This window comes from Pseudomonadota bacterium (genome assembly GCA_039028935.1).
In the GTDB taxonomy this organism is placed as follows: Bacteria; Pseudomonadota; Gammaproteobacteria; order Steroidobacterales; family SZUA-146; genus SZUA-146.
In genome coordinates this window covers 11,789-36,777 of record JBCCHD010000006.1, presented here as the reverse complement: position 1 = coordinate 36,777, position 24,989 = coordinate 11,789, and the positions used below count along the sequence as shown (strand labels likewise).

The following is a 24,989-nucleotide window of genomic DNA, read 5'->3' as shown; positions in this document are numbered from 1 at the left end:
GTGAACTATTCGCCGTCTTTGAGTTCGGCGAGGTTCTTGCGCATCCAGGCCTTGGCAAACTTGAGATCGCGTTCGAGCGTAGACGTGGAAATGTTGAGCGCGAGACTCATTTCCTTATGTGTTAAGCCGGCAAAGTAGTGCAACTCAATAGCCTCCGCGCTGCGCGGGTCAAGCTCCGCCAGCTGGTGTAGTTGATCGTCTAGCGTGAGCACCAGAAACTGGTCGTCATCGATACTAGCGTGCACATCGTCCTGATACGTTTCGTGGCCCATGCCGCCACCTCGTTTTTGCGCGATTCGTGCCTTGGCGTGATTGACCAGTATGCGCCGCATCATACGGGCAGCGAGCGCAAAAAAATGCGCGCGATCCTGCCAATCGACACTCGCATTGATCAGCTTGAGATACGCTTCGTTGACGAGCGCGGTGGGTTGTAAGGTATGCCCAGGACGTTCACTGCGAAACGCCGCTGTGGCTAGCCGCTTCAATTCGTCATACACAGCTGGCGTCAGCTGTTCGAGAGCGCTCTCATCGCCGCGCTGCCATTCTTGAAGAAGGCGAGTCAGTTGATCGTCGGACACGCAAGCACTCCGCCCAAAAGTGAGGGGCTATGGTAAACACCCGTCGCGATGCCCGCAACGGCCGGACGCACTCGACTATTGATTCGCGTTGACAATCGCCTCGGCGTGTTCTGAAAACACACGTTGCTTGTCCAACTGCGACGTTTTGGCATAGAAGGCAGAGAGCTGGCGAGCTACTTCCAGTGTTGTGCTGTGATGCGGTCGAGACACGTTGAGTGCCTCCCAGGACTCGAGCAGTAGCGTTTCGGTTCTTGCATCGAACAACACTTTCTGCATGCGACCGGCCGCCAGCGCGCTTTTGGAGGTGGCCGTCAGCCAATGGTCGTTGGGCAAGTGCAGATTGCAGATACGGAGCGCCTCTTCCGCTGCGCTAACCGCATCGTCTGGGCGTGCACGGCGGACGAACAGTTGAGCGCGGCTTAGCTGTGCCGAAGCCATATAGGGGTGGTCAGTTTCCAGTGTGTTTTCATAGGTCGCGATCACTTTAGTGTACAGGACGTCGGCGTTGGCGAAGTCGTTTTTATCTCGCAGGAGATCCGCGAGATTTTTTGTGTTGTAGGCCGTAAAGAAATGATTATCACCATGCACTTTTTGCACTACCCTTATGGCGCCACGCAAGAACTGTTCAGCCTTCTCGAAATTACGCATATCTTTATAAAGACGCCCGATGTTCGTCATGACAACATCGAGCGCGTGGTGATCTTCCCCCAATATCCGGCCCTCAATTTCGTAGGTGTCGAGATAGAGGACCTCGGCTTCCTCGTAGCGACCGAGTTCATGGAGCAAGGTCGCCAGATTGTGAGAAATCGTCGATCGGTCGAGCGGAATGTCATAATCGAGTTCATCGATAAGCTCGAGTGACTCGCGCATATAGCGTTCACCCTTATCAACATCACCGCCAAATTGATAACTTTGACCGAGTGAGGCAAGCAGATTAGCTTTGAATTTTGGATCGCCCACAGACAAATCATCGAGCAGCGTCATCGTGCGATGGAAATAAGTCAGTGCGTCTTGGTATTTACCTTCGTTAAGAGAGAGCTCACCGTATTCATACTGAAACCGCGCAACCTCAATCCCGTCGTTTTTATCCAACGTCGCCATGTAGCGGTCGGCGCGCTCCAACACGCGGCGCGTCTGGTCATAATCCCCCTGAAGCCGGTGCATTTCCGCAAGACTGGCAAGACTGAGCAACATTTGCGGAGTAGGGGGCAGTTCATCGAGGATCGTGACGGCTTGTTTGGCTATGTCGACGCTTTGATCGGCGACACCGAGATTGTGATACACCGTGCCGATTGACGTGAGCAAACGGGCCCGCACATCGGGTTGATCGGCCAATTCTTTGTCCAGTCTCTGTCTGCCGCGATCAAGTATATCCAAAGCAGAGATTTCCTTACCCAGTGCATCATTTGGACCTGTGATTTCAAACAGGTTTTCGAGGTAACGCGTAACGGCCATCGCCTTTCGCGACTCGGCGACAACGCGATCCCGTTCCGTTTCAATTTGATCGATATGAAAGTAGATCGCTCCGGCCGTCGCCAGCATCATCGCCATCGCAATGGTCGCGGGCAATCGATTGCGACGCAAAAACTTTAACGCCACATAGCCGATATGGCGTTGTTTAGCCGCAATGGGTTCGCCGTTGAGATAGCGATGAATGTCCATCACCAGAGCATTAACGCTTTGGTACCGGTCGTTGGGCTCGCGCCTAATGGACGCGATGACAATCGTGTCGAGATCGCCACTCAATGCGCGCGAATTGATCAGCGCGGTAGCCGATCGGCCCTCACGATCAAGAGCGGCGCTGGGTTTGGTGGCGCCGGTAAGACGAATTTCCTGCTCGATCTCACTGAGGCGTTTGCCTTGACGTTCGTATGGGCGTGTGCCCGTTAGCATTTCGTACAGCAAAATACCCAGTGAATAAACGTCACACGATGTCGTAACCGGCTGGCCGAGAATTTGCTCGGGGCTTGAATAGTCCGGCGTGATGGCAACCACGGTGGCGGGCTGGTTAGCGTCGGTGCTGCTCATCGGATCAAGCCATTTCGCGATGCCGAAATCCAGTAGTTTGGGCGTGCCATCAGTCGTTACCAATATATTGGACGGCTTGATATCCCGATGTACGACCAAATTTTTGTGCGCAAACTCAATGGCCTCACAAACCTGGAGGAATAGATTCAACCGTTGTGTCATGGAAAGCGCGTTGTCGGAACAATAGTCAGTGATCGGAATTCCCTCAACCAGTTCCATAACCAGGTAGGCGACACCGTTCTCGGCCGTGCCGCCGTCCAAAATGCGGGCGATAAAAGGGTGATTGAGACGTGCCAAAATTTGCCTTTCGTTACGAAAGCGTTCTACTAATTGTCTTGAAAACGACTGGCTGCCGATCAGTTTCACGGCGACGTTTTGTTCAAATTCGCCGTCGATGCGTTCGCCCAGATAGACGGTTCCCATACCGCCTTGGCCAAGATGTTCAATCAATTTGTAGGGGCCGAGCGTTTGCCCAATGTAGGCGTCGTCACCCGTTTCGTTGAAGTCGGTCGCCACGGACTGCACCGCTTTGGCGATTTCGTCTTCGCCGGTTGCCTGAAAAGACAACAGCTCTGCGAGCTGTTGACCGAGACGCGGGTCTTTTGCGGTCAGCGCCTCGACAAACGATGATTGTGCCGCATGGTTCAGCGACGTCGCCTCGAGAAATGCTTTCTTGAGCTGGCTGACTGCTTTTTTATCCATCTTATTCGCTTCGTGATGTGTTGGCAGGTGAATAGTTTACCTGCATGGAGTCCTTTTAGGGTGAGCGCGGCTTGCCGACTGGCGACAGACCGACCCCACTTGTTACTACAGCATCAATTGCGTCCGACCACCCCCACCTAGCCATGCGCGGATCGTGGTCACCTAAGCCATTGAATTGAAATTCCATCCGTGATCGCTCGATCCGCGACCTGTGACGCGGTGCCAGATACGCATGCACGAGCCCTGAGTGCAGCCGACCTTCGACTTTGGCCTTCAGTACGATACGATTCCGTTTGATGTTCTCGAAACTGTCAAAGCATTCCTTTCTGACCGATTACTGGCAGCAGCAACCGTATCTGTTCGTTGATGCGTTACCGCAGGCGGTGGATCTTATCGATGGCGATGAGCTGGCAGGGCTAGCCTGCGAAGACAGCGTTGAGTCACGTATTGTGGCGGGTTATGACCCCCAGGGAGAGTGGGTGTGTCACCAGGGCCCGTTTCCCGACTTTGATTACGACGCGCTCGGTCTACGCAATTGGACGCTGCTGGTACAAGGCGTGGATCAATGGGATGACGCGCTGCGGGCGTTGCTTGAGCACTTTTCGTTCTTACCACGCTGGCGATTAGAGGACATTATGGCCAGTTTTGCGCCACAAGGAGGTGGTGTCGGTCCACATTTCGACTATTACGATGTGTTTCTCATACAGTGTCGCGGTCGGCGTAAGTGGCGTCTCGGCCAGCAGTGCGATGACCGTACGTCTATACAGGTACACGACACGATTAAATTATTGGCGCACTTTGAACAAAGCGCGTGTGTCGACATGGCGCCGGGCGATATGCTGTACGTGCCGGGTGGACTCGCCCATTGGGGAACGTCCTTGAGTGACGACTGCGTGACGCTGTCGGTCGGGTTCCGTGCGCCCTCAAATGATGAGCTGTTTAGCGAGGCGATCCATATATTGAGTGATCAGTTGGTCGCCGAGCATCGATTTCGCGACACGCGGCAATCGCTTGACGATGATCCGTTTAAGCTCAATGATTACGCGCTTGATTATGCCGTGCGTGCCTGGCGCGACCTGCCGCCTGAGCACTGGCACGCCGCACTCCACGAAGCGTTGGGGCGACTCGTTACCGATAGCCGCTATGTGGGTTCGAGCGAAACGCAGACGTCGTGCGATGTCTCGCACATTCAGCGGCGCCTGGCGCAGACAGGATCTCTCGTGCTGCGTCCTGCGCCCCATGCACGCTTGGCGTACTCACGCACTCAGCTGTTCGCCAACGGTGTGGCGTTTAACGCCAGCGAATCCTTTTCTCGGCAACTTTGTCACGGCAAATTGTTTGCGCCTCTGTCCGCTGAGGAATGTCGCATTCTCGTTGTGCTGCTCAATGAGCAGCTTATCGAATTAACAGGACAGGCTTCCTAACGGAGGCGCGCTGAGCATCGGTCTGGTGTTGGTCTTGCCGTTAGCGAGACACGCCGCGACGGCTGGTTAAATAGAGCGCGAAGCTGGCGAGCCAGTGACTGCCGGCGTAGTGTTCATCGGAAACCGCGGCGATGCCGGTTTGAGTGTGCACGTCGGCGGCGGCGAGTAGGGCTGCGATTCGTGTATCGTCAACGGGCAACGACGATGCCATTCCTTCCAGCGCCCAGGCGCGGGACAAATTCACGCCATCAAGGTGCACTAGCTTACCGTCGGATGCATCGCGTACCACGCCAGGCTGAAGCCAGTTTGCTGTGCCGTCACGGGGAATCTCGGGCAAGAAGAGGCTAAGCCAGTCCTGAAAATCGGGCGTGTCGAGCACACGTCGCATCAGATCGGCCACCATCAAACAGGGCGACAAAAAATCTTCGCCTGAGGGTTCGTAGGCCATCGGGCAGTGGGTGTCATCGGCGTGAAACTCAAGTGACTTGTTCTCAAGCTGTGTTGCCAGATCGGTATTACCAACCGTACGCGCATAGTCGAGCATCAATCCAAATGCGAACGCCGATTGATTGTGCGTGCCGAGTCGGATGGGATAGGCGAGTTTGGGTAACCACGATTGCACCTGAGCGACGATGGCCGTTTCCAAAGGACGCAATACCTCACGAAATTGACGCAACTCCGGATCGTCGCTTTCGTGCAGTTCGGCCACGAGTTGCAGATACCAAGCGATTCCGTAGGGTCGCTCGAAGGACGCACGGCCCGGTTGCGAATAATACGCCAGCTCTGCCGCGGCTTTGTCCGCGGTGAAGCTGATGCTCAGGCGGCGCTTGATGGCCGCTGCCTGCTCGGGCGAATCGGTGTGTTTGGCAATGCGCACCAACAGCCAATGACCATGCACAGCCGAATGCCAGTCGAAACAGCCGTAAAACATGGGTGTCAGCTGTCTGGGTCGCTCGACGTCGCCCTCGTTTTGCATGACATGACTGATCTTGTTAGGGAATTCGCGGTGAATGCAGTCAAATGCGAGCTGAGCGAAACGATCTTCGACCACGTGAGCACGAGCGGGTGGGAGCTCAGCGGGCATGGATACCGCGTCGGCGTTGTCGATAAACGGCGGGGCGTCACCGCACGCAGCGAGCAAACCGATGCACGTCAATGCCGCGAACCAATGCAGCGAGTCACGACCCGGTGTCGACAGGATCGAGAAGAGCGCTAATGGGGTTCGACGCGGGCGGGGCCGAAACGATGTGACGCGGCGTGCGGTCTGAGTCTGATTAGAATGGGAGAATACGTGCGAAGTCATGTTGGATACCGGTGATGAGTCGGATGCAAATGTAGCATGAAGTGCTGACACGTCGTTCGCGCACTGACGTCGTCACGCATAAAAAAACGAGTCGGCCCAGCTGGGGCGCGACTCGTTTGAGGGGAGAAGTCGTTGGATATTGAGCCTTCCGTGGCCTTGATTATCCGTAATCGACGATAGGCGCTGTCTAGTCGATGACAACAGCCAGGCCTGACTCAGAGCGCGCGGTCGTCGCGGCCGCCATGTTGAGCTGTACGAAACCGAGGGCCGGACTCAACGTGCTGGCTTTATTAAAGTCTGCCAGGGCGCGATCGAGCTTTCCGTCGAGCATGTTAAGCACGCCTCGGTTCGATAGCGCAGCAGCTTTGACGCGCTTAATGGCTTTTGGGTTTTGACCGATGCCCGAAGAAGTTTGCATCGCGTGGCTTACGGCGCGCTTGCAAACGGTGCGTGCTTTTTTGAGTTCGTTTTGTTTGACGTAGGCAACACACAAGTTATTGAACAGCTCAGAGGACGCCACCGAATGTCCGGAGATAGACTGTTCAGCGCGCAGTGCCATTTTCGTGCGCTTAACGCCTCGGGCGAAGTCTTGATTCAAGATTTCAGCGGAGCCTGCGTAATCGTGATGCACGGTCATATAGAGTGATGTGTTATCGGCTTGGGTGGCCACACCGGTTACAGTCAGGGCAGCAAGGATAAAAAGCAGCGTTTTGATTTTCATTGTTCTCTCCGAGTTGGGTTTTTATTCGTTCCTGACCCACAAGGCGACGCGCAACGCGATATTCCCTCAAAAAAAGTCAAAATTCGTTAATCGTCGGCCGATAAATTTGGAAAATAAAATAAAAACAATGGTTTATAAATTAAGAAATGGTTGGGGATAACGGCATGCAAATCGTCCAAAACACCATCATCAGGGCGAATCGCCGTGTTTTTTGTGTCAGCCACGGGGCGTGTATTGACCTGCGCACGGAGTTACCATGAGGTAATACAACAGGAGAGGAGCACGCATGCCAGGGCTTTATTTTGATGAGACGGAAGTGGGAACGGTTATTGTTCACCGACTCAGTCGCACGATTACGGAAGCGGACAACGTGTTCTTTTGTGCGTTAACGCATAATCCTCAGCCACTGCATTTGGATGCCGAATACGCGGCGAAAACCGAATTTGGGCAACGGGTCGTGAACAGCATGCTGACAGTATCGTTCGCAACGGGCGTATCGGTTGAGGACACGACGCTGGGAACCTTGGTGGCGAATCTGGGCTACACCGACCTGCGATTTCCCAAGCCGGTGTTCATAAATGATACGTTGAGTGTCGAGACCGAAATTGTTCAGCGTCGTGAGAGTCGCTCGCGTCCTAATGCCGGTATTGTGACGTTTGAGCATCGCGTGACAAACCAACGGCAAGAGGTGGTTTGCACATTCTTACGCACGGCGATGCTGCACAAACAGGCGTCTTCGTAACGTGTGCGATGTGTTGAACCAAGAACGCTGCACGATGCGTCACTTCGCTATGTGCGAGTCGGGAGCGCGAATGCCATGAGCGATCTTCACCCTGAGCCACTCGATCCGCAGAGCGATCAAGAGACGCTCGACCCGGCCGACTGGGCATCGATGCGTGCATTGGGGCATCGTATGGTGGACGATCTGATCGATTTTCTCGCCGAGGTTCGCGAGCGTCCGGTCTGGCAACCGCCGAGCGATGAAATGCAGGCGTTTTTCGAGCAGGCACCGCCCGCTGAGCCGATGAGGCCCGATGCCGTCTACGAGCAGTTTCTGGCGTATATAAGGCCCTTCCCACTCGGCAATATTCATCCTCGATTTTGGGCTTGGTACATGGGCAACGGCACCGTTATGGGCGCGTACGCTGAACTTCTGACCGCGATGCTCAATGCCAATTCCGGAGCTGGCAAACATGGCGCCATGGTGGTTGAGCAACAGGTCATCGGTTGGCTGGTGCAGGCGCTTAATCTGCCAAGCGACAGTTCCGGCTTGCTGGTCAGTGGGGGTTCGATGGCCAATTTAGTGGGGCTGGTGGTCGCGCGACACGCCCAGTCGACCTACGACCATCGGCGACACGGTTATCAGTCGGGACCCGGTGCCAATGCCCCAGCAATGCGAGTGTATGCCTCCACGGAGTTGCACAGCTGTAATCAAAAGGCGCTTGAACTGATGGGAATGGGTAGCCAAGCATTGGTTCGCGTGCCGGTCGATGCGAACTACCGCATCGACATCAGTGCGCTGCGTCGCGCGATTGAGGCAGATTTGGCCAAAGGCTATCAACCGATCTGCGTGATCGGCACGTCGGGAACCGTCAATACGGGCGCCATTGACGATTTACCGGCGTTGGCTGATATTTGTCAGACGTACGGATTGTGGTTTCACGTCGATGGCGCGATCGGTGCCATTGCGATGTTGGCCGATGACATTCGCCCCCAGCTCTCGGGCCTTGAGCGCGCCGATAGTGTGGCCCTCGATTTGCACAAGTGGCTGCATGTGCCGTTCGAGGCCGGCTGCGTGCTGGTCCGCCATGGCCAGGCACACAAAGAGGCGTTCACGCTCATTCCAGAATATCTGGCAAAAGAAACAGCCGGTGTTGCCAGCGGTAGCGATTGGGCGAGTGAGTATGGTGTGCAGCTCTCCAGGCAGTTTCGAGCACTCAAAATCTGGATGTCCCTGAAAGAACACGGCACGAAAAAACTGGGTCGAATGATGAGCAAGAATGTGGCGCAGGCGCAGTATCTAGCCCAGCGCGTTCAAGCCGTGCCAGAGCTAGAGCTTGTGGCACCCGTCGGGCTCGATATTGTGTGTTATCGCGTGGTCGTTGCGGGTCTCGACTTAGACGCGCTCAATCAGCTCAATAAGCGTATTTTGATCGAGATGCAGGAAAGCGGCACGGCTGTGCCGTCGTATACGACTCTAAATGGCGTGTATTGCCTGCGTGTCGCGATCGCTAATCACCGTAGCGAACAGTCAGATTTCGATCTCTTGGTGGACGAAACGGTTCGCCTCGCGCGTCTATTCACAGCCTGAAATCCGGGCGCGGATGGTCCGCCAGAGGGTGCGCTTGGTGGCGAGGGTTGCTGGACGAAAAAACCGACAGATTTCGGTTGGTTGAACGGTTCCTTCGCTGCATTCAATACGCTACAATTCGAGCATGTTTGCAATGCCAGACGCGGGCCGTCATCACGGCCCTTGTATCCTCTGACCGAGCCACGGCGAGCCGGGAATCCCCATGGGTCAATCCTTATCCGACTTATATAAGTACTCCGCACTCTTTGGCGGTAACGCCGCACTCGTAGAGCAGTTTTATGAGCAATACCTTGAAGACCCCAATTCGGTCGAACCGGGTTGGCAGACCTTCTTCAAAGGCATAAGCCAGAGCGGCCAGGGAACCGCCCGCGATGTGGCCCATGGGCCCATCCGCAAGGCGCTGGCCGAACAGGCCAAAAGCATGCGCGGTGCCGCGAGCGGTGTGACCGATGACACCGATCAAGGCAGTCTAGGCGACCAATCAGCTGTCCTGCGGCTCATTAACAATTATCGCTTGCATGGTTATCTGTGCGCACAGCTCGATCCATTGGAACTGTCCGATCCGGTTCGCTCTCCCGATTTGGAACCATCGTTTCATGGTTTGTCGGCCGTAGACCCCAATGAATCTTTCCTGACCGCTGAATTGGCGGGTAAAGAGCGTTTACCGTTTAAAGACATCCTTTCGTTGCTCGATACGATTTACGCTGGACGCATTGGCGTTGAGTTTTCGCACATCTCGAATACGGCGGAACGGTTGTGGCTGCGTGAACGATTTGAAATGGGGCGAGTGAACCCGGAGCTCACCGCAGACGATCAAACACGACTGTTCAAGGATCTCACCGCCGCGGAGGGCCTCGAACGCTATCTGCACACACGCTACGTTGGGCAGAAACGTTTTTCGTTGGAAGGCGGTGATTCCCTGATTCCGTTGGTGCAGGATATCGTGCGCCAGTGTGGGAAAGAGCGGGTTGAGGAAATCGTCATCGGTATGGCGCACCGGGGAAGACTCAACGTATTGGTCAATGTGCTCGGCAAATCGCCGGCGACCTTGTTTGATGAGTTCGAGGGAAACAGCGCAATTGCGAACAACGGATCGGGCGACGTTAAGTATCACATGGGCTTTTCGGCCGATTTGTCCACGCCGCACGGTCCGCTGCATGTGGCATTGGCGTTCAACCCGTCCCACCTGGAGATCGTCAGTCCTGTCGTCGTGGGCTCGGTGCGCGCTCGTCAGGAGCGACGGCTGGATGAAACCGGGCAGCGGGTTGTACCGATCGTTGTTCACGGTGACGCCGCCTTTGCAGGCCAAGGCGTTGTTATGGAAACCTTCCAAATGTCGCAGGCCCGCGGGTTCGCCACGGGCGGTACGGTGCACATTATTTGCAACAACCAGATTGGCTTTACGATCAGCAATCCGGCCGATGCACGTTCCACGCCATTTTGTAGCGATGTGGCGAAGATGATCGAAGCGCCGATCATCCACGTGAACGGTGACGATCCCGAAGCGGTGTTGGCGGCGGGTCGCCTAGCACTCGCTTATCGAATGCGTTTCGGCAAGGACGTTGTGATCGACCTGGTGTGCTACCGGCGTCATGGTCATAACGAGGCGGACGAGCCTTCGGCCACTCAGCCGCAGATGTATCAGAAGATCAAGCGACACCCCACTACCCGACAAATGTACTCCGAACATCTTGTCAGCACTGGCGTGTTGGACGACGCCACGGTCAAAGCACTGGCGGATGAGTATCGGGATAAGCTTGATCGCAAAGAATCCGTGCAGGATTCGTTGATCGGCTTAGAGGGCAACGAACACACCGTCGACTGGACACGTTTCTTAGAGGGTGATCTTGGTGTGGGCACGGAAACGCGCTTGCCGCCTGGGCAGGTTCAAAAACTTGGGGAAGTGCTGCTCACGATGCCGGAAGATTTGCGGTTGCATAACCGGGTCAAACGGATCATCGAAGATCGCGCACGCATGCTCAATGATCAGATACCGATGGACTGGGGATTCGCCGAGAACATGGCCTATGCCAGTTTGCTCGATGATGGTTATGCCATCCGCATCACCGGTCAGGACAGTGGTCGAGGCACGTTTTTCCATCGACATGCGGTGCTGCACGACCAGGATCAAGACCGGCAGTATGTGTCGCTCCAGCATCTTGCCGAGAATCAACCGCGTTTTCGTGTCACCGACAGCCTGCTCTCCGAAGAGGCCGTGATGGGCTTTGAGTATGGCTATTCGACCACGGCACCCGACACACTAGTGATCTGGGAAGGCCAGTTTGGCGACTTCGCCAACGGCGCTCAGGTGGTTATCGATCAGTTCATCAGTTCCGGCGAAACCAAGTGGGGGCGCTTGTCCGGACTGGTGCTCTTTTTGCCGCACGGATACGAGGGGCAGGGACCCGAGCACTCGTCGGCTCGCCTTGAGCGCTATTTGCAGCTGTGTGCCGAATGGAACATGCAGGTGTGCGTGCCGTCAACGCCCGCGCAGATGTTCCACATGCTGCGGCGTCAGATGTTGCGACCATTGCGCAAACCGCTGATTGTGATGACGCCCAAAAGCTTGCTGCGGCATAAAGAGTCGGTATCCAATATTAAGTTACTCGAATCCGGTGGTTTTCAGCTACTGATTTCGGACAATCGTCGCCCCGACCCCGGTAAAGTGACCCGCATCGTGTTGTGCAGTGGCAAAGTGTATTTTGATCTGGATGAACAGCGTCGACAGCACAACGTCGACAATGTGGCGATCGTACGAATCGAGCAACTCTATCCGTTCCCAGCGAGCTACTACGCCCGAGAATTGGAGTTGTTTCCCAATGCGACCGAGGTGGTGTGGTGTCAAGAAGAACCACAAAACCAGGGTGCCTGGTACCAGATTCGCCATCGCTTACAGGAACCGCTGGGTACGACCCGTCGTCTTTATTATTCCGGGCGCGCCGGGTCGGCAGCGCCGGCATCGGGTTACCCAAGCATCCATAAAGAGCAACAGACCGGGCTCGTCGCCGCGGCCCTGGGTCTGGCGCACTAAACCAACCACATGAAACAAACACGCCTTCCTCAAAGGATGATTTATGAGCACTGAAATTAAAGTTGATGCCCTGCCCGAATCGGTGACCGATGCATTGGTGGGCACCTGGCACAAAGCTGTTGGCGATGCGGTGAGTCGCGACGACATCGTCGTTGAGCTTGAAACCGACAAGGTGGTGCTTGAAATTCCCATGCCGGTCGATGGCGTCATCAAAGAAATCAAAGCGGAGGAAGGCACCACGGTGGTCGCAGGTGAGGTGCTCGCGGTGGTTGAGCCAGGCGAAGTCAACGCCGAGCCCGCCGCGGCCCCAACGCCCGCGGCTGAGCCCGCGCCAGCCGCCGCCGCGACGGCCGACAACGATGCCGATAAGTTGAGCCCAGCCGTGCGTCGTGTTGTGGAAGAAAACCAGGTCGATACCTCGGGCATTAAAGGCAGCGGAAAGGATGGTCGACTCACTAAGGGAGATGTGATGGGGCATGTGGCTTCGGCTCCCGCGGCGATGCCACCGGTGGGATCGCGTGGCGACCGACGGGTTCCCATGACCCGAATGCGGGCGCGTATCTCCGAACGAATGATCGAAGCGCAATCGACCGCAGCCATGCTGACGTCGTTTAACGAAGTGGACCTGACCGAAGTCAAGGCGATACGCGCAAAGTACAAAGAGGCCTTTGTTGAAGAACACGGCGTTAAGCTGGGTTTTATGTCTTTTTTCGTGGTCGCGGCCGTCAAGGCACTCAAGAAGTTTCCAATTATCAACGCGTCGCTTGAAGACGGGGATATCGTGTACCACGACTATTACGACGTAGGTATTGCGGTATCGACAGAACGCGGACTCATGGTGCCGGTGTTGCGAAACGCCGAACACATGACACTCGCCGATATAGAGCAAGGCATACGAGGATTTGCGGCCCGTGCACGTGAAGGAAAAATCACGCTGGAAGAATTGACCGGGGGAACCTTCAGTATCACCAACGGCGGTACGTTTGGTTCGATGATGTCAACGCCGATTCTGAATATGCCGCAGAGTGCGATATTGGGTATGCATGCGATTACCGATCGACCAATGGCGGTAAATGGGGAAGTAAAGATTCGTCCGATGATGTATCTGGCGCTGACATACGATCATCGCATCATTGACGGTGCCGATGCCGTGCAGTTTTTGGTTGAAATCAAAAAAGCGTTGGAAGACCCGGCTCGTCTATTGCTGCACGTTTAATCACACTGATCGAACGCGTTTGCACCGAAGTGCGCTGCGCGTTCAATCCGATCCGAATTATCTAGAGTAGAGGAATACTCATGTCACAGACATTTGATGTCGTGGTCATTGGCGCGGGCCCGGCCGGCTATGTAGCCGCCATACGCGCCGCTCAAAATGGACTCAACACAGCTTGCATTGACGGCTGGAAAAATTTTGACGATTCGTCGGCGTTTGGCGGCACGTGTTTGAACGCGGGCTGTATCCCGTCCAAGGCGCTGCTGGAGTCGTCGGAGTTGTACCATCGCGCCGAGCACGAGTTTGATCTTCACGGTATTGGCGTGTCCAAGCCAACCATTGATGTGGCGAAGATGCAGGAACGAAAAACCGGCATCGTCAAACAATTTACCGGTGGCATTGTGCAGTTATTTAAAGCCAACAAAGTGACGGGGCTGTTTGGTCACGGTCGTATGCTGGCACCGGGCAAGGTCGAGTACATCCCGCATGAGGGAGAAGCGGAAGTGCTGGAGTGCACGCATATCGTTCTGGCGTCTGGATCGGTACCGATTGAACTCGGCAACATGCCCTTTGATCGAGAACACATCGTCGATTCGTGGGACGCACTAGAGTTTGATCATGTCCCAGAGCGACTGGGAGTCATCGGTGGTGGCGTCATCGGTCTTGAACTTGGCAGCGTCTGGAAGCGACTGGGCTCACAGGTCACCATTTTTGAGGCGATGGACAGCTTTTTGGCCACCGCGGATCAGCAGCTTGCTAAAGACGCGCACCGCCAATTTAAAAAACAGGGCGTTGATATTCGCCTGGGCGCAAAGGTCAAATCGGCAACAGTCAATGACGGTGCAGTGTCGCTGGAATACGAAGATAAGAAAGGTGGCGGCACGCTCGATGTCGATAAAGTCATTGTCGCGGTCGGCCGCCGGCCCAATACGGCCGGACTGTTGGCCGACAATACCGGTGTTCGCACGGACGAGCGCGGTTTTATTGTGGTCGACCATGAGTGCCGAACCGGCGTCCCCAATGTCTGGGCCATCGGGGATGTGGTGCGTGGCCCGATGTTGGCCCATAAGGGTTCGGAAGAAGGGGTGATGGTGGGTGATCTTATGGCCGGCAAATATGGCCATATGAATTACAACGTGATTCCCTCAGTGATTTACACGGCGCCCGAAATGGCGTGGGTTGGAAAAACGGAAGAAGAGCTCAAAGAAGCGGGCGTGCCGTATAAATCCGGTTCATTTGGATTCGGTGCAAACGGTCGGGCCAAAGCGCTGGAACAGGCCGGCGGCATGGCCAAAGTGTTGGCGTCCACCGACGATGACGAAATTTTGGGTGTGCATATTATCGGCCCGATGGCGGGTGAACTGATTGCCGAAGCAGTATTGGCGATGGAGTTTACGGCCAGTGCGGAAGATCTTCAGCGCACCATTCATGCGCACCCCTCATTGTCCGAGGCACTGCATGAGGCAGCGCTCGCAACGGATAAGCGAGCCATTCACGGCATTAATCGATAGCATGCCCGCCTAGGAAGGGCGAACGGTGAATGACATGCCGAACAACTCGAGTGTGTTCGGTGCTGTCTGATATCGGGGAACGAAAAACGGCGACTTAATGTCGCCGTTTTTGTTTTGGCTAATCCGCCAGCGTGGGCCCGATGATCGTTGATTGTCGACCGATACCCCGTTTCCTTTCGTTTTAGCCCTGTGGCTATTTTCCGTTACGGACGACGGCGCCGCCCGGATAGACCCAGTAGAGCGAGGGCGGAGGGCAGTAGTACAAGCGCCGGTGGCACTGGAACTTGAGAGACCGCTAAGACCTCGCCATTGAGATCGGCGATAAACGTAGAGCCTGCAGCGGAATCATTAATCATGTAAGACAATGCGCTGCCGGAAATCGTGAACGTGCCGTCGAAGACCAACGTTGTGAACGATTCAACCGTAAATTGCGTTGTGATGCTCAGGTCAATGGATGTGAGCACGCCGTCAACAAACGTCAAGGTGTCGTTACTGTCCAGGCCGCCAAAGCTAATGCCGCCGGGATTGTTGAACAACCATAGGCCAATCGCCTGATCCGAAATGTCGCTGAGGACAGTCGGTACCGCGCCTGGCGAGTTATCCAAGCGGGCTGGGTCAGCGGTCCAAAAGGCGCTCAAATCGATGCCTGTGATTTGCACCGTTTCCGTGCCGGAGCCATTGAGCTGCGAATCATCATAGGTGAGGCTACCCACTTCAAAGTTCTGTTCGCGAGGAAACAGGTCAACGCCGCCGAACGCTTGCGGGTCGGGCTCGCCAAAGTCCGCGAAATTGTACAGTCCATCGTTGTCGCCCGTAAGCGCACCGACTGAGCCGAGACTGCCATCGCCACGGCCAATTTGGGCAAAAGCGCCACTGAAGCTTGTCTCTGCCATATAGCTGTCTGCGCTCATGAACGACGCGAGGCTGACGCTGGCCGCGTGCGATACAATCGAGGCGGTAAACAGTAGCGCAGTCGCCGTAACGCGAATAATCGTTTTCATCGAATTGCTCTCCCAATTGGATCGACGCGCCTCGCGCGCGATCGCGATTTATTATTGTGTTCGTGACAAGCGGCTCTTAGGCCGGCTGATCCACTCCACCACAGTCTACCCGCAATCCCGCTGGCTTGCATACGTCCCAAGCGGCAACAGCACGACGCACAATGCGCAAAAAGTCAGTCATACCCGCGTTAAGGCGGTGGTTTTGGCCGGTTTGGTCTGCACTTAAACTGCGAAACGGGTCGGTGACCCGACGGCGCACAGCGCGCCGCCATCCGTTTCGCTATTGGCGCTGAACGGCAAATACATTGGGTAGAGAGGAAATTTTGAGCAGAATCCGGCTCAATTCATCGAGACCCGCAATCTGCAACGTCATCTGAATTTTGATCGCAAAACTTGCCTCATCTTGCATGAGGTTAATGGCAGCGATATTGATTCGCTCCGTGGATAACAAGGCTGTGATGTCTTTGAGGAGGCCTTCGCGATCGTAGGCCTCTACTTCAATATCGACCGGATATTTGTCTGGACGGTCTTCGGTCCACGTCACCTCAAGAAGTCGTTCAGGGTGTGTCACTTGAAGGCGTAACGCATTGCCACAATCGGTGCGGTGGATGGTAACGCCACGCCCCTGCGTAATGTAGCCACAGATATCGTCGGGTGGCACGGGCTTACAGCATGCCGCCATGGTGGTGAGCAGATCACCCACACCGGCAATACGAATATCTTGACCGGATCCGGCTTCCTTCGTCTTCTTCGTTTTTATTACCGGCGGGTCATCGGGAAGCTGTGGCGTAGTCAGTCGTTGTACCACGCGCACGACGTCAACAACCGTGAGGTCGCCATTGCCGACAGCGGCATACAGTCCGGTGGCGCCCTCCAGCTTGAGTTCTTTGGCGAGCTCTGAGACATGGGGCACTTCGACACCCAGTCGTTTGAGTTCTTTCTCCAAAAGATTTTGGCCCTGCGTCACGATGTGTTCTTTGTCCTGCCGCCGAAACCACACACGCACTTTCGCGCGGGCCCGTGTGGAAATGAGGTAACCCAATTGTGGAATGAGCCAGTCGCGGCTGGGCTTCGGCTCTTTGGCGGAGATGATCTCGACGACATCGCCATTTTCAAGCGTGTGCGTGAGCGGCACGATACGACCGTTGATTTTAGCGCCACGGCAGCGATGGCCAAGCTGCGTATGCAGATAGTAGGCGAAGTCGAGTGGCGTGGACCCAAACGGCAGATCAACGATATCCCCATTGGGGGTTACCGCATAGACGCGATCTTCGAATATTTCCGCTTTGAAACGGTCAATGAAGTCTTCGGTGTCGTTCTCATCTACCCGCGTGTCTTCATCGGCAGCGGGCTCGAGAATCGACCGCAGCCAATTAATTTTCTTGTGGTAGCTGGGTTTGGCGGAAGCGCCTTCCTTATAGGTCCAGTGTGCCGCCACACCCAGCTCAGCATGTGCGTGCATTTCGTGCGTGCGAATTTGAATTTCAACGGTTTTGTTGCCCGGACCAATTACCGCCGTATGCAGTGACTGATAGTTGTTTTCTTTGGGTGTGGCGATGTAGTCGTCAAACTCACCGGGTAAGTAGCGAAAATTGCCGTGTACCACGCCCAACATTGTGTAACAGTCCGTTACATCATCGAGCAGTATCCGGACGGCGCGTACGTCGTACACCTGCTCAAAGTCGAGCTGCTTGCGCTGCATTTTTCGCCAGATGCTGTAAATGTGTTTGGGTCGTCCCTGTACGTCGCCTCGAATACCGGCTTCATCCATACGAGTGGTGAGCAAGTGTGTGACGTCCGCGATGTACGCCTCTCGGTCGGCGCGGCGTTCGGCTAGAAATCGCGCAATGATTTGGTATTGCTCAGGCTCCAAGAATCGAAACGATAAATCCTCGAGTTCCCATTTGATCTGCCAGATACCCAAACGGCTGGCGAGCGGTGCAAAAATCTCGCGTGTGACCATGGCTACTTGACGTTGCTCTGCCTCGCTCGCGTCTTTACATTGACGTAAACGATGAAGCTGGTCAGCCAAGCGCACCAGCACTAGCCGCACGTCTTCGGCGATGGCCAGAAGCATGCGCCGTAGCGAGTCGACCTGACGAGCACCCAAGGCCGTTTCGTTGTTCCAATTTCCCAGTTCACCAAACTTGGATAGTTTTACGATTTCGCCCACCAGAGCCCCGAGTGTTTTATCGAGGTGTTTACCGATCTGAGTGAGGCTAATGAGCTCGTCGCGAACGAATGGGAAGAGCAGGGTGCCAGCGCGCATGGTGGCGTCGACGCCCAGGTCGCCCACAATGGCGACGATGGCCTGTCCTTCGGCAAGGGCCTGGGCAAAGCGATCACCACCGTCGTTGCGATGCGCGAGAAATTGCTCCACTGATTCGCGCAGCGCCTCGGCCTCATTGACCTCGGATCGAACCACGCGGCCGTCAAGCTGCTCGTCCGGGGCAAGCGCCGTGACGCTGTTTGTGATGGAACGCGGATTGTCGGAGGGTTTATCAGTCATGGCGGGCGGCCGTTTATTGGGGTCAGACTCTGGCAGGCGGCGGTGATGGAGCACATTACCGCGCAATCATACGCTTTTTCTGTTGTCAGATAGACCGTTAGACGGTGCTTTCATTCAGTCTTGTGCGTAAAATAGGTGCACCATGCACCAAGGGGGAGTCATGATCTCGACAAATTTGCAGAACTTACGCGAATGGGTATCCAAGGGCGCCATGGCCGCTGCCGTATCGCTCAGCCTGGTAGGGTCGATGGCCGCGAGTGCGCAAACCGCGACGCTGGGTCTGGACATCAACGATGATGCCGTGCGGCTATCGTGGCAGCAATCGCCGTCGACTCGACAGATTGCCTTTGGTGCCTCGGCGTTCAATCATCAAGATCGCGGCACGGTGATCACGGGTGATTTTCATATCATCGGCAATGCCGCAACCAAGGCGCGGCCGGTAGCGGCGGGTCTGGGTGGTCGTGTGGTTTACGCCAATACGGATCTGGACAACCTCCCGACTATCGCCATTGTGCCGCCGCCGTCGTCGCCGACCGAAGACGGTTATGCGTTGTCGATCGGTGGTTACTTCAGTGGTCAATTGCCAAATTATGATCGCATTGGATACGGCGGTCATCTGTATTTTTCGCCGGACGTATTGGCGTTTGGTGATCTCGAAGAGTTTGCTGACTTGTGGCTGTACGGTAGCTATAGCGTTTTGCGCAATGGCGATGTGTATATCGGGGCGCGTACGCTAAAGGGCGACTTCAAATTACGTGGCGATTTCAATTTTGATACCGGCGTTCATATTGGCTTTAGGCTCAAGTTCTAATCGAAGCCGAATCACAACACGAATTCTTTTCAACTCGACAATACGACAGGAACAGCACGATGGCAGGCCATAGTAAATGGGCAAATATTCAGCACCGCAAGGGCGCACAGGATAAAAAACGCGGAAAGTTATTTACCAAAGTGATCCGAGAGATTTCGGTTGCAGCACGGATGGGGGGATCGGATTTGGACGCCAATCCGCGACTGCGGTTAGCGGTCGATAAAGCCAAAGCGGTGTCGATGCCCAAAGACAATATCGAGCGTGCGATCAAAAAAGCGGCGGGCGAACTCGAAGGGGCGAACTATGAGGAGGTGCGCTACGAGGGCTATGGCCCAGGCGGCGCCGCCGTCATGGTGGACTGCATGACCGATAATCGAAACCGCACGGTAGCGGAGGTGCGTCATGCGTTTAGTAAGGCGGGCGGTAATCTCGGCTCGGACGGCTCGGTGGCGTATCTGTTTAACAAAGTCGGATTGATCAGCATAGGGCAGGAGGCGGATGAAGACGCCCTGATGGAGGCTGCGCTCGATGCCGGTGCTGAGGATGTGGTCAATAACAGTGACGGTACCTTCGATGTCACAACCGATCCCAATGAGTTTGAAGCGGTGAGGGATGCGCTGACCGGTGCTGAGTTTCCGGTGGAACGCTCTGAAGTGACGATGCAAGCGTCAACCACAGCCGAACTCAATGCCAAAGAAGCTCAGACCATTATGAACTTGCTCGAACGTCTCGAAGACCTGGACGATGTGCAAGAAGTCTATTCCAACGCTGAGATCTCTGACGAGATTCTGGCTGGTATGGCGGACTAAGCCCAGTGACCAGACCGCGAGTCAGGCGTTCGTGACCGAATCGGTGCGCATCCTGGGCATTGATCCAGGCTCACGCCTGACCGGTTATGGTGTGATTGATGTGCGCGGTAGCCAGGTGCGTTACGTGGCCAGTGGCTGCATTCGCACGCCCAAGGGCTCGCACATCAATCGGCTGCACACCATTGGGCAGGGCGTACGGCAATTACTGGCTGACTATCAGCCTGCAGAGGCGGCGATTGAGCAGGTTTTCGTGAGCAAGAATGCCGACAGTGCTCTCAAGCTCGGCCAGGCCCGTGCGGCCGCCATCTGTCGCATTCTGGATGACCTGGATGCCGAGGCCATTTACGAATATACGCCCAGAGCGATTAAGCAGGCGGCCGTCGGATTTGGCGGCGCGTCGAAAGAACAGGTGCAGCACATGATGAAACACCTGCTCAAGCTGTCAGGCGATTTGTCTGCCGACGCGGCCGATGCGCTGGCGGTCGCCGTGTGTCATGCCAACACGCGTGGCATGGTGGCCAAGACTCGAGCTGCTGGGATTGTGCGATGATTGGCTACTTGCGTGGAACGCTGGCGCTCAAGCAGCCGCCGGACTTGGTGATCGATGTCAATGGCGTGGGGTATGAGCTGTTGGCGCCGATGTCGACGTTTTATGACTTGCCCGAAACCGGTGCCACCGTTTCGGTTTTTACTCATTTGGCTGTCAGTGAAAACGCGCACACGCTGTATGCCTTTGCGTCTAACCAAGACCGAGTTTTATTTCGCGCGTTAATAAAGGTGTCTGGCGTTGGACCCAAACTGGCGATGACGGTGTTATCAGGGATTACGCCTGCCGAGTTTGCCGATGCGATCGCCAACGGCGATGTCGATCGGCTGGTGCGCCTTCCTGGAATTGGCAAGAAAACCGCTCAGCGACTGCTGGTGGAAATGAAAGACCCGCTGGCGAAACTCAGTTTTGGTGGTACTGCGACGACGGGCAGCGCAACCAGCGAGGCCGTCAGCGCGCTCCAGGCGCTGGGATACAAAGAAGCGGAAGTTCGACGCATGCTGAAAAACATGGATACCGAAGGGCTCAGCACTGAAGAGCTCATTCGTCAGGCGCTCAAAGCCAGTGCATGATGAAGCCCAAACGAGCAGGAGAGTGGCGTCGTGATTGAGCAAGATCGGCTGGTCAGCGGGGTACCCGAAGAGGGAGAGCAATCCATTGAGCGCGCGATTCGTCCGCGTACCCTCGAGGAATACGTAGGCCAACGGCGTGTAAAACGGCAAATGCGCGTGTTTATCGAGGCGGCACGACAGCGCAATGAAGCGCTCGACCACATGCTCATTTTTGGTCCCCCGGGTTTGGGTAAAACCACGCTCGCGCACATCGTCGCCAATGAAATGGGGGCGAGTTTACGGCAGACCTCTGGGCCCGTGCTCGAAAAAGCCGGCGATCTGGCTGCCATACTGACCAATCTCGAGGCCGGTGACGTGTTGTTTATTGACGAAATCCATCGCTTAAGCCCGGTTATCGAAGAAGTGCTGTATCCAGCGATGGAAGACTTCCAGCTCGACATCATGATCGGGGAGGGGCCAGCGGCGCGGTCCATCAAAATCGACTTACCGCGCTTTTGCTTGGTAGGTGCAACGACCCGTGCGGGTTTGCTGACCTCACCCTTGCGCGATCGTTTCGGCATCGTCCAGCGTTTGGAGTTTTATGAAACCGCAGAATTGGCTGATATCGTTGCGCGATCAGCCGATATTCTCGCGCTGCCCACGGATGCGGCCGGTGCAACAGCGGTCGCGGCCCGTTCGCGTGGCACACCCCGCATCGCCAATCGGCTACTGCGGCGGGTACGTGATTTTGCCGAGGTGGAGGGGGACGGGCGCGTTACGGAAGCGGTGGCTAATGCGGCCTTGGACATGCTCGAGGTCGACCCACAAGGTTTCGACATCATGGACCAAAAACTATTGCGCACGGTGATCGATAAATTTGATGGAGGGCCGGTTGGCGTCGAGAGTTTGGCTGCGGCGATCGGTGATGAACGCGGCACGATCGAGGACGTGATCGAACCGTATCTTATTCAACAGGGCTTTTTGATGCGCACTTCACGCGGCCGCGTCGCGACCGCACGTGCCTACCGCCATTTCGGGTTGGAACCGGGCAACGCCGATGACTCCTTACCATTGTTTAAGGATGGCGACCCATCGGCTTGAATCACTGAGTCGTGGCCAGCGTGACGGACATGGCGTCGACGGATCGCTTCCATCACGAAACTTTATCTCTTAAATTACATCACATATACCAAATAACCTTATGAAATATGTATATATTTAAGGCTAAAGTGTATTATGAGGATACCGATGCGATCGGGGTGGTGTATCACGCCAACTATCTGAAGTTTTGCGATCGAGCGCGCACCCAATGGCTGGCTGATCTTGGCATCTTCGATGATCTGGCTTCGTCGTCAAGCACCTTTGTGGTCGCCGCGGCAACGATGCGCTTCATCGCGCCGGCGCGATTGGGTGACGAACTACGCGTGAACACATCAGTCGAACAGTTCGGTCGGGCTAGCGTCACGTTCTTTCAAACTGTGGAAAGGGACTCAGATCAACGCCGATTGTTTGAGGCCAGCATCCGGTGCGCGCATGTGGCAGGATCGACCCTTAAGCCTGCGCGAATGCCACTTCACTATACCTCTCGGTTTACCGATTAAGCTTTCAACCCGTTTAGGAATCTACTCATGAACGATCATTCCATTCTCGATCTTATTCTAGGCGCCAGCTTCGTCGTGCAGCTTGTCATGGCGACGCTGCTGCTCGCGTCGATCGCGTCGTGGGCAATCATCGTGAATAAAAGTCGCCTGATCCGAAAGTCACGCGAAATATCCGATGAGTTTGAATCAACGTTCTGGTCCGGCAGTGATCTGACCACGATCTATCAGCGCATATCTGGGTCCGGCCGATCCAGTCAGGGCATGGAGGCGATCTTTGCGGCGGGCTTCGGTGAGTTCACGCGACTGCGTGGCGAGAGCAACCTCATCCCGGCGCAGATTGTGGAGGGTTGTCAGCGTGCGATGCGGGTCTCACAGGCAAAAGAAATCGATCGACTCGAGCACAACTTGGCCACGCTCGCTACTGTGGGCTCGACAAGTCCGTACGTGGGTTTGTTCGGCACCGTGTGGGGCATCATGAACGCGTTTCTGGGGCTTGGGGCCATAAAAAACCCAACACTGTCGGTGGTTGCGCCCGGTATTTCCGAGGCCTTGATCGCCACTGCGATGGGGTTGTTTGCGGCCATCCCAGCCGTCATTGCCTATAACCGCTATGCCGATCAAGTCGATCGATTAGAAAGTCGGTTTGAAACCTTCATGGAAGAGTTTTCCAGCATTCTTCAGCGCTACGCCCAACAGCGGAAAGCGCAATAGGAGTCTCTGATGGCACGTAGTAAACGCAGGGTGATGGGCGACATTAACGTCGTGCCCTATATTGATGTGATGCTGGTTTTGCTGGTCATTTTCATGGTGACGGCGCCGCTCCTGACGCAGGGCGTCGAGGTGGAGTTGCCGAGTGCCGACGCGGAGCCGATTAGCGACGAATTGCTGGACAACAATGATCCTCTGGTCCTGTCGATCGATGCCAACGGCCGCATGTATTTGAGCGTCGGTAAAGACGAGGATCAGCCTATTGATGAGCTCGAAGTGCGCAATCGCGCCCGCAAAGTGATGAACACTAACCCGGCCATTCCCGTGTTGGTTCGCGCGGATCATCGCGTCGCCTACGGTGACGTGGTGGCCGGCATGGTTCTCTTGCAGAGCGCTGGCGCTAAAAAAGTCGGGTTTATCACCGATCCACCCGATCGCGTAGCGGATCTACCTGAGTAAACGGATCCCGTTGAGCGCACCGAGTGGGCCCCACCAATGAAACAACCCCGACGAGATCCATCGTGAACGGACCGAGCAAAACCGCCTGGGTAGTCTCGCTCGTGTTTCACGCTGCGCTCGTAGCATTGATGGTCTTTGGGCCATCGTTGCGACCGACCGTGCGTCCACCCCTGCCATCCGGACCGGTCATGGAGGCGGTCATGATCGATCCAGGTGAACTCGATTTGGTGCCGCTCGAGGAGCCCGACGGGCCGACCCCGGCGGAGCTCGAGCGTGAGCGCCTGGCCAAAGAAGAAGCGGAGCGTGAAGCCCAGCGCCAGCGTGACGCGCAAGCGCGAGCGGAGCAACGCGAACGTGAGGAGGCGGAACGAATCGCACGCGAGGAGCAGCAAGCGGAGCAAGAGCGCATTGCACGAGAAAAGCAGGCCGAGGCGGAGGAGGCCGCGCGAGTCGAGCGCGAACGACGCGAACAAGAACGCGCCGACGCGGAGCGTTTGGCAAAAGAGAAAGCAGAGGCCGATCGATTGGCGGCAGAACAGGCCGAAGCCGAGCGGTTGGCTCAAGAAAAAGCAGAGGCAGAGCAGCGGGAACGAGAAAAGGCCGAGGCCGAGCGCATCGCCAAAGAAAAGGCAGAAGAAGCGCGTAAAGAGCGCGAACGCATCGCGAAAGAAAAGGCGGCCGAGGCGGCGCGCCAAGCTGAAGCGGCGCGTAAGTTGCGGGAGCAGATGGCGCGTGAAGAGGAAATGCGTCGAAGTATGGGGTTGGAACAACAGCGCACCGAGGCGGTCGATAACGGCTTGCTCGCTCAATATATCGCGCAGATCGTGGCCAAAGTTGAGCGGAACTGGAACCGCCCACCCAGTGCGGGGGAAGGCTTATCGTGCACAGTTAAAGCGTCTCAACTGCCGGGCGGCGAGGTGGCGACGGTTGAAATTGTTGAATGCAACGGCGACGCCGTCGTGCAGCGATCGATTGAGAATGCGGTTTTCAAAGCCTCACCGCTGCCCGAGCCGGCCGACCCCACATTGTTTGAGCGTAATCTGGTGTTCCGGTTTGAGCCAAAGTCGTGATTACGTGATCGGCAAGTGGTTGAGCAGAATAGATAAAGCACCGGACAAGTTGAGATTTTTGGCGCAGATTGTGGCTAAATAGCCCTACCTGAATGGCGTGT

Annotated in this window: 20 protein-coding genes and 1 pseudogene; 15 read left to right on the top strand and 6 right to left on the bottom strand. The window is 55.8% G+C overall.

The genetic code is table 11. From position 1 onward, the window contains the following. Positions 1 to 5: 5 nt before the first annotated feature. Both AAF465_04490 and AAF465_04485 read right to left on the bottom strand, forming a co-directional pair. Positions 6 to 578 carry a sigma-70 family RNA polymerase sigma factor gene (locus tag AAF465_04490; GenBank protein ID MEM7081967.1) on the bottom strand — a complete coding sequence of 191 codons (573 nt, stop codon included), beginning with the start codon at positions 576 to 578 and terminating at the stop codon, positions 6 to 8. 75 nt (positions 579 to 653) lie between these two features. After that, a complete protein-coding gene (locus AAF465_04485; protein ID MEM7081966.1) occupies positions 654 to 3,308 on the bottom strand; it encodes a serine/threonine-protein kinase in 2,655 nt (884 codons plus the stop codon). Positions 3,309 to 3,604: 296 nt separating this feature from the next. Between AAF465_04485 and AAF465_04480 the strand changes: the two genes are divergently transcribed. Beyond that, on the top strand, positions 3,605 to 4,732 hold the full coding sequence (locus AAF465_04480) for a cupin domain-containing protein (protein ID MEM7081965.1): 1,128 nt from the start codon (positions 3,605 to 3,607) through the stop codon (positions 4,730 to 4,732). A gap of 40 nt (positions 4,733 to 4,772) precedes the next feature. On the opposite strand, the gene AAF465_04475 is transcribed toward AAF465_04480, so the two are convergent. Both AAF465_04475 and AAF465_04470 read right to left on the bottom strand, forming a co-directional pair. Next, the gene (locus AAF465_04475; GenBank protein MEM7081964.1) at positions 4,773 to 6,035 is read right to left on the bottom strand and encodes a DUF2891 domain-containing protein; all 1,263 of its coding nucleotides are present in this window, start codon (positions 6,033 to 6,035) and stop codon (positions 4,773 to 4,775) included. A 187-nt stretch (positions 6,036 to 6,222) separates the two neighbouring features. Then, positions 6,223 to 6,756 carry a tetratricopeptide repeat protein gene (locus tag AAF465_04470; GenBank protein MEM7081963.1) on the bottom strand — a complete coding sequence of 178 codons (534 nt, stop codon included), beginning with the start codon at positions 6,754 to 6,756 and terminating at the stop codon, positions 6,223 to 6,225. 280 nt (positions 6,757 to 7,036) lie between these two features. On the opposite strand from AAF465_04470, the pseudogene AAF465_04465 reads away from it, so the two are divergent. The 5 genes and pseudogenes from AAF465_04465 (at position 7,037) to lpdA (ending at position 14,822) form a co-directional block, all read left to right on the top strand. Further along, positions 7,037 to 7,498 (top strand): annotated as a pseudogene (locus AAF465_04465) (MaoC family dehydratase). Positions 7,499 to 7,573: 75 nt separating this feature from the next. Continuing rightward, entirely contained in the window at positions 7,574 to 9,067 is a 1,494-nt protein-coding gene (locus AAF465_04460) for a pyridoxal-dependent decarboxylase (protein MEM7081962.1), read from the top strand. 202 nt (positions 9,068 to 9,269) lie between these two features. Next, positions 9,270 to 12,098 (top strand): 2-oxoglutarate dehydrogenase E1 component, encoded by a 2,829-nt coding sequence (locus AAF465_04455; protein MEM7081961.1) that lies wholly within the window; start codon positions 9,270 to 9,272, stop codon positions 12,096 to 12,098. A 43-nt stretch (positions 12,099 to 12,141) separates the two neighbouring features. After that, positions 12,142 to 13,314, top strand: coding sequence for a 2-oxoglutarate dehydrogenase complex dihydrolipoyllysine-residue succinyltransferase (gene odhB / locus AAF465_04450; protein MEM7081960.1), 1,173 nt, complete (start codon positions 12,142 to 12,144; stop codon positions 13,312 to 13,314). Positions 13,315 to 13,394: 80 nt separating this feature from the next. Next, entirely contained in the window at positions 13,395 to 14,822 is a 1,428-nt protein-coding gene (gene lpdA, locus AAF465_04445) for a dihydrolipoyl dehydrogenase (protein MEM7081959.1), read from the top strand. 203 nt (positions 14,823 to 15,025) lie between these two features. Here the strand turns inward: lpdA and AAF465_04440 are convergent, their stop codons facing one another. Further along, a complete protein-coding gene (locus AAF465_04440; GenBank protein ID MEM7081958.1) occupies positions 15,026 to 15,823 on the bottom strand; it encodes a hypothetical protein in 798 nt (265 codons plus the stop codon). A 280-nt stretch (positions 15,824 to 16,103) separates the two neighbouring features. Continuing rightward, complete coding sequence (locus AAF465_04435) at positions 16,104 to 18,332, bottom strand: bifunctional (p)ppGpp synthetase/guanosine-3',5'-bis(diphosphate) 3'-pyrophosphohydrolase (GenBank protein MEM7081957.1); 2,229 nt, start codon at positions 18,330 to 18,332, stop codon at positions 16,104 to 16,106. Positions 18,333 to 18,492: 160 nt separating this feature from the next. Here AAF465_04435 and AAF465_04430 point away from each other — a divergent pair, with 160 nt between their 5' ends. From AAF465_04430 to tolA, 9 genes are all read left to right on the top strand, one after another. After that, the gene (locus tag AAF465_04430; protein ID MEM7081956.1) at positions 18,493 to 19,143 is read left to right on the top strand and encodes a YfaZ family outer membrane protein; all 651 of its coding nucleotides are present in this window, start codon (positions 18,493 to 18,495) and stop codon (positions 19,141 to 19,143) included. Between the two features lie 59 nt (positions 19,144 to 19,202). After that, the gene (locus tag AAF465_04425) at positions 19,203 to 19,952 is read left to right on the top strand and encodes a YebC/PmpR family DNA-binding transcriptional regulator (GenBank protein ID MEM7081955.1); all 750 of its coding nucleotides are present in this window, start codon (positions 19,203 to 19,205) and stop codon (positions 19,950 to 19,952) included. A 43-nt stretch (positions 19,953 to 19,995) separates the two neighbouring features. Further along, positions 19,996 to 20,502: a crossover junction endodeoxyribonuclease RuvC gene (gene ruvC, locus AAF465_04420; GenBank protein ID MEM7081954.1), complete on the top strand. Its 507-nt coding sequence runs from the start codon at positions 19,996 to 19,998 to the stop codon at positions 20,500 to 20,502. Beyond that, the gene (gene ruvA / locus AAF465_04415; protein MEM7081953.1) at positions 20,499 to 21,071 is read left to right on the top strand and encodes a Holliday junction branch migration protein RuvA; all 573 of its coding nucleotides are present in this window, start codon (positions 20,499 to 20,501) and stop codon (positions 21,069 to 21,071) included. The genes ruvC and ruvA overlap by 4 nt, the downstream gene beginning before the upstream one ends. Positions 21,072 to 21,101: 30 nt before the next feature. Continuing rightward, positions 21,102 to 22,151, top strand: a complete 1,050-nt coding sequence (gene ruvB, locus AAF465_04410) for a Holliday junction branch migration DNA helicase RuvB (protein MEM7081952.1) — start codon at positions 21,102 to 21,104, stop codon at positions 22,149 to 22,151. Between the two features lie 107 nt (positions 22,152 to 22,258). Further along, positions 22,259 to 22,651 (top strand): YbgC/FadM family acyl-CoA thioesterase, encoded by a 393-nt coding sequence (locus AAF465_04405; GenBank protein MEM7081951.1) that lies wholly within the window; start codon positions 22,259 to 22,261, stop codon positions 22,649 to 22,651. 27 nt (positions 22,652 to 22,678) lie between these two features. Further along, positions 22,679 to 23,362, top strand: coding sequence for a protein TolQ (tolQ, locus tag AAF465_04400; GenBank protein MEM7081950.1), 684 nt, complete (start codon positions 22,679 to 22,681; stop codon positions 23,360 to 23,362). Positions 23,363 to 23,371: 9 nt separating this feature from the next. Continuing rightward, complete coding sequence (gene tolR / locus AAF465_04395) at positions 23,372 to 23,818, top strand: protein TolR (GenBank protein ID MEM7081949.1); 447 nt, start codon at positions 23,372 to 23,374, stop codon at positions 23,816 to 23,818. Positions 23,819 to 23,880: 62 nt separating this feature from the next. Next, on the top strand, positions 23,881 to 24,888 hold the full coding sequence (gene tolA / locus AAF465_04390) for a cell envelope integrity protein TolA (protein MEM7081948.1): 1,008 nt from the start codon (positions 23,881 to 23,883) through the stop codon (positions 24,886 to 24,888). Positions 24,889 to 24,989: the final 101 nt, after the last annotated feature.